The following is a 13563-nucleotide window of genomic DNA, read 5'->3' on the forward strand; positions in this document are numbered from 1 at the left end:
AAGGATAAAGCCTATGAGTGGGGAAATACCCGTAAAGGGTACTGGCGAGTTGCAGGAAGTCCAATTCTGCAACGTGCATTGAATAACCAATACTGGGAATCCATTGGATTAAAGAGCTTGTCGGACAGGTACATCTCTTTACGGAATATTTCATGAACCGCCGTATACCGAACGGTACGTACGGTGGTGTGAGAGGTCGGGGGCTCGCCGCCCCCTCCTACTCGATACCTAAAGGGCAGTTTAGTTCAGTATGAACCCAACGCAACTTCAGGATTTCTTTAGGCTGCATAGAATCGCATGGTGACTATGCAGTGATGGAGTCGGCTTGAACTAGGTTTTTTGATGTGACTAATGGTAGTGGAAAATCAAAAAAGAACCTGGACAGTTTTACCAGGTTCTTTATATTGCACACAAACAGACACGATGATATAATCAGATCACGACCGTGTCAAGTTATATGGTCAAAAATATTGCATCTTACACTTTAAGTGTACCATGCCGGTAAACTCTTGTCAAATGTTTTTTTTATTTTAATGGTTAGGAGAGATATTGAATGAGTTCTTTGGTTCTCGGTTTTCAGGAAATGGAAAAAACACAGCTTTGGCTCGTTGGCGGAAAAGGGTTGAATTTAGGGGGATTATCAAAAATTCAAGGGATACAAGTACCGGAAGGATTTTGTGTTACAACAGTGGGGTACCAAAAAGCCATCGAACAAAACGAAACGTATCATGTTTTGTTGGATCGACTAACCATGCTAAAAGTAGAGGATCGAGACCAAATTGGTGAAATCAGCAGGAAGATTCGACAAATCATTACGGAAGTAGAAATCCCTTCCGATGTTGTGAAAGCAGTTGCTCACTATCTCTCCCAATTTGGCGAGGAACATGCTTATGCAGTGCGTTCTAGCGCGACTGCTGAAGATTTGCCGCATGCTTCTTTTGCCGGTCAACAAGATACCTATTTAAATATCATCGGCAAAGATGCGATCTTGCAGCATATCAGCAAATGTTGGGCTTCCCTGTTCACGGAGCGCGCGGTAATCTACCGTATGCAAAATGGATTCGATCACAGACAAGTTTATTTATCCGTTATCGTTCAAAGGATGGTTTTCCCGCAGGCTTCAGGGATTTTATTTACCGCTGATCCGATTACTTCTAACCGAAAATTGCTATCCATCGATGCCAGTTTTGGACTTGGAGAAGCTCTGGTCTCCGGCTTGGTATCTGCCGATTGTTATAAAGTGCGGGAAGAGGAAATCGTCGAGAAGAGGATCGCAACCAAAAAATTGGCTATCTATGGAAGGAAAGAAGGTGGAACAGAGACAAAGCAGATCGATCCTGATCAGCAGATGTCTCAAACACTCACTGAGCAACAAATTTTACAGCTGGCACACATCGGAAGACAGATCGAAGCTTATTTTGGTTGTCCGCAAGATATCGAATGGTGTTTGGCTCATGATACCTTTTATATTGTCCAGAGTCGGCCGATCACTACTTTATACCCGATACCTGAAGCGAATGATCAAGAAAATCACGTCTATCTATCTGTTGCTCATCAACAAATGATGACAGATCCCATAAAACCATTGGGATTATCTTTTCACCTGTTAATTACTCCTGCACCTATGCGTAAAGCCGGTGGGAGGTTGTTTGTTGATATTACACAAATGCTGGCTTCACCTGACAGCAGAGAAATTTTATTAAATACCACGGGACAACACGATCCGCTCATAAAAGGCGCACTTATGACCATAATAGAGCGAGATTTTATAAAATTGTTACCAAATGATCAAACAGCACCGATTCTGGGCAGAAGTAAAACAGATATGCTGGCACAATTCGAGAACGATCCGACAATCGTTTCTGATTTGATTAAGCGTAGTCAAACATCGATAGAAGAGTTAAAACAAAACATCCAAGCGAAATCGGGATCGGATTTGTTTGATTTTATTCTGGAAGATATCCAGCAATTAAAGAAGATCTTATTTGACCCACAAAGTTCGGCTGTGTTTATGGCTGCTATAAATGCTACATCATGGATCAATGAAAACATGAACGAGTGGTTAGGCGAAAAAAACGCAGCAGATACTCTTTCTCAATCTGTACCGGGCAATATTACTTCGGAAATGGGTCTGGCGCTATTGGATGTCGCGGATGTGATTCGTCCTTATCCAGAAGTGATTGATTATTTACAACATGTAAAAGATGATAATTTTTTGGATGAACTGCTTAAGTTTAAGGGCGGACAGGAAACCCAAGACGCTATCCATGCTTATCTCGACAAATACGGAATGCGCTGTACCGGAGAAATCGATATTACCAGAACGCGTTGGAGCGAGAAACCAATTACCCTTGTCCCGTTGATTCTGAATAACATCAAATCCTTTGAGCCTCATGCAAGCAATCGGAAATTTGAGCAAGGGCGACAGGAAGCTTTGAAAAAAGAACAAGAGTTATTAGATCGATTGAAGCAATTACCGGATGGTGAACAAAAAGCCAAAGAAACAAAACGAATGATCGACCTCATCCGGAATTTCATCGGCTACCGGGAATATCCAAAATACGGCATAGTAAGTCGCTACTTCGTTTATAAGCAGGCTTTACTGAAAGAAGCCGAACAACTCGTTCAAGCTGGCGTTATCCATGACAAAGAAGATATGTACTATCTCACTTTTGAAGAACTTCACGAAGTCGTACGCACAAACAAACTTGATGATCAGTTCATCAACAAACGAAAAGAGGATTACAAATTTTCCGAAAAACTAACTCCCCCGCGTGTCATCACGTCTGATGGTGAAATCATAGCAGGTGAGTACAAACGAGAAAATTTGCCGGCTAATGCGATTGTAGGTCTACCTGTTTCTTCCGGAGTGATAGAAGGAAGAGCGCGTGTCATTTTAAACATGGAAAATGCCGATCTGGAAGATGGAGATATATTAGTCACCTCCTTTACTGACCCTGGCTGGACACCATTATTTGTATCCATAAAAGGTCTAGTCACCGAAGTTGGCGGACTGATGACCCATGGAGCAGTTATCGCGCGTGAATATGGCTTGCCGGCAGTTGTCGGAGTGGAAAATGCTACCAGACTGATCAAAGACGGGCAGCGAATTCGCGTGCATGGAACAGAAGGGTATATTGAAATATTGTAAGCTTGTGGCATTTACTCCTTGAATGTCAAGCATCTTCGTTGGCATAAGGAATACGCTCAAGAACGAGCTGGAGTTCACCCTCAATTTGCTCAAGCTGCCGCTGGGCCAAACCATATTCTTCGATCAATTGACCTATGTGCAGCTTATAGGCGTGCAAAGCCTGCGTAGCACCAACGCGGCGTTTAGCGAGTGAGATAAGCAGCTCAGCACGCTGTAAACCTGAATGGCGCTACACATATTGCTTCCAGCCGGCAATGACTTGCTCCGTCAGCGTTTTTTAACCATATCCGCGATGACGAGCGCGTCTTTCCGGTCGCTTTTCGATGGGGTATTGTCTCGGTTTTCCTTGTTCTTTTTGACGAGGTGGGGATTCACATAGCAGATCCTGAATCCAGCAGCCAAACCGTTGAAAGCCTTCGCCGTGGTTGCCGAACTCCAGCGGTGAGCCGAGAGCAATCCCCCGATAGCTTACTGCATGAGCAACATGGACTCCCTGGGCGATGTCTACGACAACCAGATGCGATGAGGAAATGTTTTCAATGAGTTGATTTTGCTTGTGTCCTGCGATCTAAACTTCTATAGTAGAGCGACCTCCTGGATGGGCTTTTTGAGGCTATGACCTCGTGCGCAACCCCATCGTACCGAGGCGCTCGTTTTTGTGCAAAGACCAAATTATTCATTCTACAGGAGTTCTAGCAGGACATTATCGGCTGCCTTTTCCACGTTAACAGGCAGAATAGCATAATACAACGCCTGAGATATTTAGAGGATGCATCGAGTATAATGAATTAAAACAGCATCGGTGGGTGGTTAAAATAAAAAAAATAATCTTCACTGGCGGGGGATCTGCAGGGCATGTAACCGTTAATATTGCATTGATGCCTGAATTCATCCGTGCAGGCTGGGCAACCGAATATATTGGTTCAGTGGACGGTATTGAAAGGCAGCTAATCACATCTAACTTTAATGTAAAATACCATTCAATATCTACAGGGAAACTAAGGCGGTATCTAGATTGGCAGAACGTAAAGGATCCGTTTAAAGTTGTGAAAGGGATTTTTCAAGCTATCTGATTTGCACCACCTTTTCGGAAACGGCCTCTGCCTTTAACAATCACAAATGTCATTACATAGGGCCCGTTCTTAGAGATGGATTAATCAAAGGTAATGCCGAACGAGGACGGGCATTCGTGGGGTTTTCGAATATTAATAAGCCTACAATACTTATAATGGGGGGAAGTTTAGGAGCACGGAAAATCAATCATGTGATTCGAGAATCCTTATCACAATTGACAAAGCGATTTAGAGTCATCCATCTTTGTGGGAAAGGGCATCTGGATTCTACTATTTCTAATTCTGATTACCGCCAATATGAATATATAAACGAAGAACTACCGGACATATTGGCCATGTGCGATTTTGTGATTTCGCGAGCTGGTTCTAATTCAATTTTTGAGTTTTTATCTTTAAAGAAACCAATGATTCTGATTCCTCTTACTAAGGAACAGAGTAGAGGAGATCAACTTCTAAATGCGGGTTCTTTTGAAAGCAAGGGTTACTGTAAAGTTCTACATGAAGAACAACTGAATCCTGATAGCTTAATTGCTAGTGTATATGACTTGGCAGAAGAAAAAGAACTGTATATTCGAAACATGAGTTCTTTCGAGCGTAATGATGCCGTAAGCCTTATTTATAATCTGCTTATTGAAACCGCAAAGAATGAACAAAATGATGAATAAATGATTATTATACTAAAGTAAAACTCGTTAACGGATAACGATAGCTGAATAACCATCAAGAGGCTTCCGCAATTGATTGGGGCCTTTTTCAGCTAACAGGCAGGTTAGTTCAGTTATAGAGCATTTCTTTCTAATGAGAAATGTTTTTTTTTTTTTTTTTTTTGGATAAAAAGAATATCTATAAAACAACAATAATATATTTAATATCAGTAATTATTTATTGTAAAACGATATTCTCTATGTTAAAGTCAAATTAAATTTAATAATAAGTGGGGGGCTTTTTATGGAACGAGGAACAACACTCTTTTTAAAGGTAGCTGTTATTCTTATTGGAATCCCAGTTCTTGCTTTGTGCATATTTTTGGTGCCTGAGATAGCGAATTTTGCAGCAGAATTGTATCCTGATTATACGTATATCAAATATCTCGTTTTCATTGATTTGTATGCAACGGCGTTACCTTTTTACTTTGCTCTGTATCAAGCTTTTAAACTTTTAAGCTGCATTGACAAGAACAAAGCTTTCTCGGAATTATCTGTACGGGCTTTAAAAAATATAAAATACTGTGCAATCACAATCAGTGGCTTGTTTGTGGCAGGCATGCCGCTCTTCTATCTCATGGCGGAGAGAGACGATGCCCCAGGTATCATAGTCATCGGAATGGTCTTGATATTTGCCTCCATGGTGATTGCCGTTTTTGCTGCTGTTCTCCAGAAGCTTTTAAAAGAGGCGATAGATATAAAATCAGAAAATGATTTGACGGTCTGAGGTGAAAACAATGGCGATTATAATCAATATTGATGTAATGTTGGCTAAAAGAAAAATGAGCGTAACAGAACTTTCGGAGAGGGTTGGAATAACAATGGCTAACCTTTCTATATTGAAAAATGGAAAGGCAAAAGCGGTTCGATTATCCACTTTAGAGGCGATTTGTAAGGCTTTAGAATGTCAGCCTGGAGATATACTAGAATACAAAAGTGACGAAGACAGCACCATTATCGGTTAGAAAAGAGCCAAAAAGTTTTAGACTGGCCTCGAAGCCACTCGGCGCATAACGAGGAGGTAAACATCATTGAAACCAATATTACAACTATTGCATTTTGGCTATCATCAGGCGATGAGCTGCATATTTCCTGTTGCGATCTTTGGAACTTTAGTTTTTTCTAGCGTAATAGAAGTGCCCTTCATTTACCGTTATGATGCCATTCTTCTTATACTGCTTGCAGTGCAGTACCTTATGTACCGCAGTGGACTCGAGACACTCGATGAAATTAAGGTTATCGGTATATTTCATTTTATTGGTTTGCTGCTGGAAATATATAAGGTACGGATGGGATCATGGTCATACCCTGAGCCTGGGTTTACGAAGTTGCTCGGAGTACCGCTCTATAGCGGATTTATGTATGCCAGTGTAGCAAGCTTTATGTGCCAGGTATGGCGTAGACTGAAGATGGACATGACCGGCTGGCCGGGGCTTACTTCTGCGGGATTACTAGGAGGAGCTATCTATCTGAACTTTTTCACACATCATTTTATTCCTGATTTTCGTTGGTGGTTGACGGCGCTTGTGCTTATTGTCTTTTGGAGAACATGGATCATATATCGGGTACGGACCATTACTTATCGAATGCCTTTGACACTGGCTTTTTTCATTGTGGGTTTTTTTATCTGGTTAGCCGAAAATATAGCTACATATTTTAATGCTTGGAAATATCCTGACCAGTACCAAGCCTGGCAGCTGGTTAGCTTCAGTAAGATCAGTTCGTGGTTCCTACTGGTAATCATTAGCGTCATTATTGTTGCCCAGCTTAAACATGTTAAAGCTGGCCGTAAAACGAAAGTTCCATGGTCCAGCTAAGATTTGGCTAACGGAACACATAACTTATTTTCTGGAGTCGCCGATCTTATACTCAATGTAAGAGAAGGATCGAAAATTCAGATCTGAATATATAGAACGCTAAAGTCGAATGCAAAATGCCCGCCTCCTGCAAACAGGGAACGGGCATTTGATATGTGTATTCGGTTACGATTTCCTTACCGCGCCGTAATATATCCTTCGGCTTTCAGCAGCTCGGCGATCAGCACCGCGCCGCCGGCAGCTCCTCTGAGCGTATTGTGGGACAGGCCGACGAATTTGAAGTCGTACAGCGAATCTTCGCGCAGGCGTCCGGCGGAAATGCCCATGCCGTTCTCAAGGTCGCGGTCCAGATTCGTCTGCGGCCGGTTGTCTTCTTCAAAATACGTAATGAACTGTTTCGGCGCGCTCGGCAGTTCAAGTTCCTGCGGACGGCCTTTGTAGTTCTTCCAGCTTTCCAGAATTTCTTCTTTGGAAGGCTTGTTCTCGAATGAGACGAATACGGTAGCCAGATGGCCGTCCGTAACCGGAACGCGGATGCATTGGGTTGTGATATGCGGAGCGGATGCTTTTACAATCTCCCCGTTATCGACGGTTCCCCAGATGCGCAGCGGTTCCTGCTCGCTTTTTTCTTCTTCTCCGCCAATGTATGGAATAACGTTGTCCAGCATTTCCGGCCAATCGGTGAAGGTCTTGCCCGCTCCGGAAATTGCCTGGTAGGTGCTGGCGACGACCTGTGTCGGCTTGAAGCCGCGCAGGGCGGTCAGCATTGGCACATAGCTCTGAATAGAGCAGTTGGGCTTAACGGCGATGAAGCCGGTTTCGGTTCCGAGACGCTTGCGCTGGCTGGCGATAACCTCCAGATGCTCCGGATTGATCTCCGGAACGACCATCGGCACGTCTGGCGTCCAGCGGTGGGCGGAGTTGTTCGAAATAACAGGCACGCCCGCTTTGGCATAAGCCTCTTCAAGAGCTTGAATCTCATTCTTCTTCATATCGACAGCGCAAAAAATCAGGTCGACTCCGGAGGCTACTTCCTCAACGTGCGAAGCGTCCTGAACGGGGATATGTTTAACACTTTCGGGCATTGGGGTAGAAAGCTTCCATCTGCCCTTCACCGATTCTTCGTACGTTTTGCCCGCAGAGTTCGCGCTGGCGGCGATTGCCGTAACCTGAAACCACGGATGATTTTCCAAAAGAGCGATGAAGCGCTGGCCGACCATTCCGGTCCCGCCGACGATACCGGCTCTAAGCTTTTCTGTCATGACGTTTTTCAGTTCCTTTCGAAGGCCATAAATAATAGCGGCTTATAATGTACTGAATTATAAAGGATATGCCGGGAACCTTCAATATGAGATTGCCCCCAAGCGGCATAATTATTTCATAATGTGTAAGGATTCGGTGACAAACCAGTGATGTCTTTCCCGCATGGTGTCCTCGGTAATTTTATCCAGCCCCCAATCGGGAAATTTGGACAGACGCAAAGCTGCATATAAATCCCAGTAAGGAAGATTTGTGAAATCGATTGCGGTCATCATGGACCGATATTGCCGGGTGAACTCCTTCATGGCCTCTATTCCAAAATGAAAGAGAATTTCGAGCCGGCTATTAGCAAGGTCAACCAAAGGATCGCCCAAAGCTGCGTCTTCCCAGTCGATAATGGCTGCCAGCTTCCCGTCATTCCACAAAATATTTCCCGGCCAATAATCTCCATGCAGGAGGGCGAGATTATTTGTCCGGGTTAGGGGCCAGACCGCATTCAACGTTTCCCGGATCTTGCTTACATTCAGTGATTCGTCGGTATGTAAAGAACTCTGGGCCAGCATTTCGGCGGCAATTTCCTCTTGTATAGGCAAGGGCAAGTGGAGTTGTGAGTAATTCACACGATGAACAGCTGCCAGATTCGCCGCCAACTGGAAAACGTAGGAATTCAAATTTGAGGGAGTGAAGTCCGTCCCGCCTGGCACATACTCGATTACTAAATAGGGCTCCGGAAAAATTTCGCAGGACTCGTCAAGATAATAAGGCCCCGGCACTGGAAGACCTTCGGATCGCATCACCTGCAAAAGCTTGAATTCGGCCGCTGCGATCTTCGGGTTTCGCTTAAGATCGGCTTCGCCGTGCCGGCGGACGATCCTGTTTGTAATTCGGCCGTCGCCGAGCAGCAATTCAATCGCTGTCACCCTGGCCGAAACTCCTCCTGTCATCTCCCGTTTGGAGAGCAGCTTTCCTTCGGGTTCCATCCTGGACACCAGTTGTTCAAATTTGTTATCTTCATTTGATTTAGCCATCAGTTCCTCCAATAAGACTTGATCACATAAAACAAGCGGCAGTACAGGACTTTGGTTCACATTCCCGTCGGCCGCTGTGTTTTTAAATAAAAGGAAGGATAAGCTTTCGCGCTTATCCTTGGTCTTATATTTTTACGGGAAAACGTGGCTGAGATGGAACAATTACGCCGTTCCTGGCGTCTGGGATTCCCGGGTTAGACCTCCTGTATTTTAACCAGATTTGTTGTGCCTGTCTTCCAGATCGGGATGCCCGCGCACAGCACGACGGTGTCGCCGGCGGCGAGCGTTCCCGTCTTCATCGCATTCCGGACCGAAGACTCGAACATCTCGTCGGTCGTGGATACCGGATCGCCAAGGACAGGGACGACGCCGGAGAACAGACAGATTTTGGGCAGCACCTCCGGATGGGGCGTAACGGCGATAATCGGCGCCTGCGGCCGGTGCTTGGAAATCATCCGTGCGGTGAAGCCGCTCTCGGTTGCCGCGATAATCGCCTTCGCTCCCAGGATCAACGAGGAGCTGACGGCGCTGCGGCTGATAACCTCGGTAATGCTCTCACTTTCCCAGTCGAAGCCCTGAATAAAACGGTCTTTGTAATTGATCATCGTCTCGGCTTTTGCGGCTACGGCCGCCATAGTACGCACCGACTGAACGGGGTATTTCCCCGCTGCCGATTCACCAGAAAGCATGACGACGTCGGCTCCTTGAAGCACCGCGTTTGCCACGTCGCTCACCTCCGAGCGGGTCGGCCGCGGATTGATCTGCATCGACTCCAGCATATGGGTCGCCACAATGACCGGCTTTCCGGCACGGTTGCACTTGTCGATCATTTCCTTTTGCAGCATCGGCACATCTTCGATGGGAACCTCGACCCCAAGATCGCCCCGGGCCGCCATGATGCCGTCCGATGCCAGAATAATATCATCCAGATTAGTCATGCCTTCATGATTTTCGATTTTGGAAATAATTTGCACATGGCCGGCTCCACTTGCGTTCAGAATGCCCCGGATTTCCCGGATGTCGTCGCCCTTGCGAACGAAAGAGGCGGCGATCATTTCGATGCCTTCCTTTAACCCGAATTGAATATGCTTGATGTCTCGCTCAGTGACGCCGGGCAGAGTCGTGCGGATGCCGGGAAGATTGACGCCTTTTCTCGGCTTCAGCAGCCCGCCGCTGACAATCAGGCATTCGATGTCATGGCCCTGCACTCCCGTCACGGTCAGGTCGATCAGCCCGTCGTCGATCAAAATCCGGTCCCCGGGCTTAACGACTGCAGTCATGTCGGGATAGTTGACGGAAATGCGCTGCGCGTCGCCGAGGATTTCTTCGGTCGTCAAAATCAGTTTCTCTCCGGCCTTCAGCGTGCAAAACTCTTCTTTCAACTTCCCGATCCGCACCTCGGGTCCCTTGATATCCATCATAATCGGCACAAAAGTGCCCAGTTCGGATGCGGCCTGCCGCACATTGCGGATTCTGGCCGAATGCTCCTCCAGCTCCCCGTGCGCCATGTTCAGCCGGGCGACCGTCATCCCGGCGGCGATCATTTCCTTTAGCGTCCCGATCAATTCGGAAGCGGGTCCGATGGTGCAGATAATTTTGGTTTTCATGATTATTAATATTCCTCCTTGCATCGCAAGATTGGCGGACATATGCTGAATATATTATATCGTATGTCCATCCCGTTATTCATTGAATTACCCTTGTCTAACGGGTATAAACGTTATAGAGGAGGAGTGAAGGTTATGACGACATGGAATCTTGAAGGAACAAAATGCCATCTGCTTGTCTGCGGGGGAAGCAGCTGCAAGAAGCGCAGAGGCGAAGATATTCTGGAGACGATCGAAGAGGAGATTGAGAAGCAGGGGGCTGAAGCTTTGATTCATCCGACGCAGACCCGCTGCATGGGCCGGTGCGGTGATGCTCCGGTGGTCATTGCCTATCCTGAAGGGGTCTGGTACGGGGAAATGTCGCCGAAGCTGGGCAAGACTCTGGTCAGAAAAACGCTGCTGGGCGAGCCGCTCGAAGAAAATAGAATGTACACATACGGAGAGGAAGGCATGAAGGCGTCCACCGAACGGGGGACAAAGGGGAAGAGAAAGGGAAAAAAAGCAGCCAAAGTGTAATTGACGCAATTTGGACAGGCCCTGCCTACCCGCTTTGGCAGTTTTGCCGCCGCGGGTTATTTCTTTTTGCGGCGCGGGGGATTATGATCGAGAAGCAAGGATAAAAAAGGAAATAGTTAGGGGTGAACCGGATGTTCGCAAAGCTTGCCGACCGGGATCCCGTTCTAAACGGAAGTTCGTTCCTGGAAGACGAGATCCGATTTAATCTGCTGCATCTCATCTGCGGTTCTCCGGACGCCCTGCGGATTAAAAATTGCAGTAATGAGCTGATATTTGCCCAGACCCCGGGATTTAATCCTTGGCTCTGGATCGCTCCCGGACTTTCGGAAGAAAGGGAGGACGAACTGCTCCGGAAGCTGGCGGAACATGTTCGGTCGCAGGATTTTCCCGGCATATCCGCCGATTACGGGATCGCGGAGTCTTTTGCGCGTTATTATACGGAAAGCCGCGGGCTTAAGCATGAGCCGTATATGATGCTGGAAGCGTATGCCTGCCCGGAAGTCAAGCCTCCGGCGGGTGTCGGAGGAGTCATTGAACGCGCGAACTCCCGGCATACGGAAATGATCGCGGCGTATTTGGCCGCTTTTTCCAAAGAAGCCTTCAATTTCACGCCCCAACCGAACGAGGTGTATAAAGCGGCCACGGCTGCGATCGGCACGGGAGGGTTGTACCTTTGGCAGGAAGGAGGCGAAACCGTCTCCATTGCGAGAATCGCCCACCGAACCGCCAGACATGCCCGGATTAATGATGTATATACGGTGCCCGGTGCGCGAAAAAAAGGATATGCAAGCGCCATCGTGGCGGCTTTATCCGATTACTGCTTGCGGGACGGCTTAACGCCGATGCTCTACGCGGATGCCAAAAATCCGGATTCCAACAAAGTATATCAGTCCATCGGCTTTGTAGGCGCGGGGAGAATCTCGGATGTGCGGTTCAAGCAATGACAAGTGTCATTCCTGGGCGGCTCTGCCTGTGCCGGATCTTCTAACGGCGTTAGCGGTACCATGAAACAATCCGGCCGGCCGAACGTTTTCGTTCAGGAACGGGACGGCCCAATTTGACTTGCCCAAGTCATGTTGACTATGCTAGCAAGAAGAAACGTCAGACGGCGTCTGTTCAAGACGCAAGTACGTTTCTCGTAGAAATAGAAGTCATCATACGATAAGCGCGAAGCTTATATAGTCTTATATTTTAAAAAAGCTTACGGCCGCTTTATTACTCGCAAAGTGGGAGGCTGAAGGATGCAAAGGTTCCAAGTCTGGCCGGAAAAATTCCGCAAATTTTTTCTGAACAATAAATTCGTCGTCTTTCTGCTTGTGATGCTGCTAATCGGACTCAACGTGCTCGTATTCGCCAAAATTCCGTTCGTCTTCAGACCTTTGTCGGTGCTGCTTCATACGGTGGCTCTGCCGCTGATTTTATCGGGCGTCGCCTATTACCTGCTGAATCCGCTGGTGGACCGGCTGGAGAAGAAGAGCGGGGTGAAGCGCGCTTACGGCATTGTGGTGCTGTATCTTTTTATTATAGGCGTGATCACCGTCATTCTGCTGACAGTTATTCCGATTATCCGGGGGCAGCTGCTGGGGCTGATCGACAACTTTCCCCGGTACAGCTCGCAGATTCAGCAGGAGCTTGCCCATTTGACGGGCAGCGAGCTGTTCGATCAGCTGCAGCAGAACACGGGAGCCGAGCTTGACACGGTGACAACCCGGGTCACGACATGGCTGACCACTTTTTTGCATAACGCTCTAAACAGTGTCGGCAGCTTTGTCGGGGCGCTGACTGAAATTGTGCTGGGAATCGTGACAACCCCGCTCATTCTCTTCTATCTCCTTCGGGACGGGAAACGGCTGCCCGATTATATTTTGCGTCTGGTGCCCACCGCGCTGAAGCCTCAGACCCGGATGGTCCTGTCCGAGATGAACCAGCAGATCTCTTCCTATATCCGCGGTCAGATCATTGTCAGCTGCTGTATCGGCGCGCTGCTCTATATCGGCTACCTGATTATCGGGCTCGAATATTCGCTTGTGCTGGCCATCGTGGCTGCCTGTACCGCGGTAGTTCCTTATCTGGGCCCGGCCATTGCGATTACGCCCGCGCTTATCGTGGCGCTGGTCACCTCGCCTTTGATGCTGCTGAAGATGGCGATTGTCTGGACGGCCGTACAACTGGTCGAAGGCAAATTCATCTCTCCGCAGATTATGGGTAAATCGCTTAAAATTCATCCGATTACCATCATCTTCGCCATTGTTTTCTTCGGCAAAATGTTCGGCGTTGTCGGCATCGTTCTGGCCGTGCCCGGCTACGCCGTGCTGAAGGTAGTGGCGACGCATATTTTTCAGTGGTTCCGTTTCCGTTCCGGACTGTATGCTTCGTCCGGCGAGGATGACGGAGAACACTCATAAGA

Annotated in this window: 11 protein-coding genes and 3 pseudogenes; 10 read left to right on the plus strand and 4 right to left on the minus strand. The window is 47.2% G+C overall.

Annotated elements, in window-relative coordinates; translation table 11 throughout:
* The 3 genes and pseudogenes from EH198_RS24945 to EH198_RS24420 all read left to right on the plus strand — a co-directional run.
* Positions 1-156, plus strand: a pseudogene (locus EH198_RS24945) (group II intron reverse transcriptase/maturase); the annotation flags it as partial.
* A 397-nt stretch (positions 157-553) separates the two neighbouring features.
* Complete coding sequence (gene ppsA, locus EH198_RS00010) at positions 554-3151, plus strand: phosphoenolpyruvate synthase (protein WP_124693517.1); 2598 nt, start codon at positions 554-556, stop codon at positions 3149-3151.
* 22 nt (positions 3152-3173) lie between these two features.
* A complete protein-coding gene (locus EH198_RS24420) occupies positions 3174-3344 on the plus strand; it encodes a hypothetical protein (RefSeq protein ID WP_185702691.1) in 171 nt (56 codons plus the stop codon).
* 80 nt (positions 3345-3424) lie between these two features.
* On the opposite strand, the pseudogene EH198_RS00015 reads toward EH198_RS24420, so the two are convergent.
* Positions 3425-3544, minus strand: a pseudogene (locus EH198_RS00015) (IS110 family transposase); the annotation flags it as partial.
* A 422-nt stretch (positions 3545-3966) separates the two neighbouring features.
* Here EH198_RS00015 and EH198_RS25440 point away from each other — a divergent pair.
* The 4 genes and pseudogenes from EH198_RS25440 (at position 3967) to EH198_RS00035 (ending at position 6745) form a co-directional block, all read left to right on the plus strand.
* Positions 3967-4889, plus strand: a pseudogene (locus tag EH198_RS25440) (glycosyltransferase).
* 283 nt (positions 4890-5172) lie between these two features.
* A complete protein-coding gene (locus EH198_RS00025) occupies positions 5173-5655 on the plus strand; it encodes a DUF2975 domain-containing protein (RefSeq protein ID WP_124693518.1) in 483 nt (160 codons plus the stop codon).
* A gap of 10 nt (positions 5656-5665) precedes the next feature.
* Positions 5666-5893, plus strand: coding sequence for a helix-turn-helix domain-containing protein (locus EH198_RS00030; RefSeq protein ID WP_124693519.1), 228 nt, complete (start codon positions 5666-5668; stop codon positions 5891-5893).
* A 66-nt stretch (positions 5894-5959) separates the two neighbouring features.
* The gene (locus tag EH198_RS00035; RefSeq protein ID WP_124693520.1) at positions 5960-6745 is read left to right on the plus strand and encodes a DUF817 domain-containing protein; all 786 of its coding nucleotides are present in this window, start codon (positions 5960-5962) and stop codon (positions 6743-6745) included.
* 176 nt (positions 6746-6921) lie between these two features.
* Here EH198_RS00035 and asd read toward each other — a convergent pair whose 3' ends face one another.
* The 3 genes from asd to pyk form a co-directional block, all read right to left on the minus strand.
* Positions 6922-8007: an aspartate-semialdehyde dehydrogenase gene (gene asd, locus EH198_RS00040; RefSeq protein ID WP_124693521.1), complete on the minus strand. Its 1086-nt coding sequence runs from the start codon at positions 8005-8007 to the stop codon at positions 6922-6924.
* Positions 8008-8118: 111 nt separating this feature from the next.
* Positions 8119-9033 carry a phosphotransferase family protein gene (locus EH198_RS00045; protein WP_124693522.1) on the minus strand — a complete coding sequence of 305 codons (915 nt, stop codon included), beginning with the start codon at positions 9031-9033 and terminating at the stop codon, positions 8119-8121.
* A gap of 194 nt (positions 9034-9227) precedes the next feature.
* Entirely contained in the window at positions 9228-10643 is a 1416-nt protein-coding gene (pyk, locus tag EH198_RS00050) for a pyruvate kinase (RefSeq protein WP_124694477.1), read from the minus strand.
* Between the two features lie 132 nt (positions 10644-10775).
* Here pyk and EH198_RS00055 point away from each other — a divergent pair, with 132 nt between their 5' ends.
* From EH198_RS00055 to EH198_RS00065, 3 genes are all read left to right on the plus strand, one after another.
* On the plus strand, positions 10776-11156 hold the full coding sequence (locus tag EH198_RS00055) for a (2Fe-2S) ferredoxin domain-containing protein (protein ID WP_124693523.1): 381 nt from the start codon (positions 10776-10778) through the stop codon (positions 11154-11156).
* Positions 11157-11287: 131 nt separating this feature from the next.
* Positions 11288-12100, plus strand: a complete 813-nt coding sequence (locus EH198_RS00060; protein WP_124693524.1) for a GNAT family N-acetyltransferase — start codon at positions 11288-11290, stop codon at positions 12098-12100.
* Between the two features lie 297 nt (positions 12101-12397).
* Positions 12398-13561: an AI-2E family transporter gene (locus EH198_RS00065; RefSeq protein WP_124693525.1), complete on the plus strand. Its 1164-nt coding sequence runs from the start codon at positions 12398-12400 to the stop codon at positions 13559-13561.
* The last annotated feature ends 2 nt before the right edge of the window (positions 13562-13563 follow it).

The sequence above is a fragment of the Paenibacillus rhizophilus genome (genome assembly GCF_003854965.1).
Lineage (GTDB): Bacteria > Bacillota > Bacilli > Paenibacillales > Paenibacillaceae > Paenibacillus_AQ > Paenibacillus_AQ rhizophilus.

What these genes read in the sequence shown, in the direction of transcription:
- ppsA (WP_124693517.1), top strand. Translation starts at nt 554, where the DNA reads ATGAGTTCTTTGGTTCTCGGTTTTCAGGAAATGGAAAAAACACAGCTT.
- EH198_RS24420 (WP_185702691.1), top strand. Translation starts at nt 3,174, where the DNA reads ATGTCAAGCATCTTCGTTGGCATAAGGAATACGCTCAAGAACGAGCTG.
- EH198_RS00025 (WP_124693518.1), top strand. Translation starts at nt 5,173, where the DNA reads ATGGAACGAGGAACAACACTCTTTTTAAAGGTAGCTGTTATTCTTATT.
- EH198_RS00030 (WP_124693519.1), top strand. Translation starts at nt 5,666, where the DNA reads ATGGCGATTATAATCAATATTGATGTAATGTTGGCTAAAAGAAAAATG.
- asd (WP_124693521.1), bottom strand. Translation starts at nt 8,007, where the DNA reads ATGACAGAAAAGCTTAGAGCCGGTATCGTCGGCGGGACCGGAATGGTC.
- EH198_RS00045 (WP_124693522.1), bottom strand. Translation starts at nt 9,033, where the DNA reads ATGGCTAAATCAAATGAAGATAACAAATTTGAACAACTGGTGTCCAGG.
- EH198_RS00055 (WP_124693523.1), top strand. Translation starts at nt 10,776, where the DNA reads ATGACGACATGGAATCTTGAAGGAACAAAATGCCATCTGCTTGTCTGC.
- EH198_RS00060 (WP_124693524.1), top strand. Translation starts at nt 11,288, where the DNA reads ATGTTCGCAAAGCTTGCCGACCGGGATCCCGTTCTAAACGGAAGTTCG.
- EH198_RS00065 (WP_124693525.1), top strand. Translation starts at nt 12,398, where the DNA reads ATGCAAAGGTTCCAAGTCTGGCCGGAAAAATTCCGCAAATTTTTTCTG.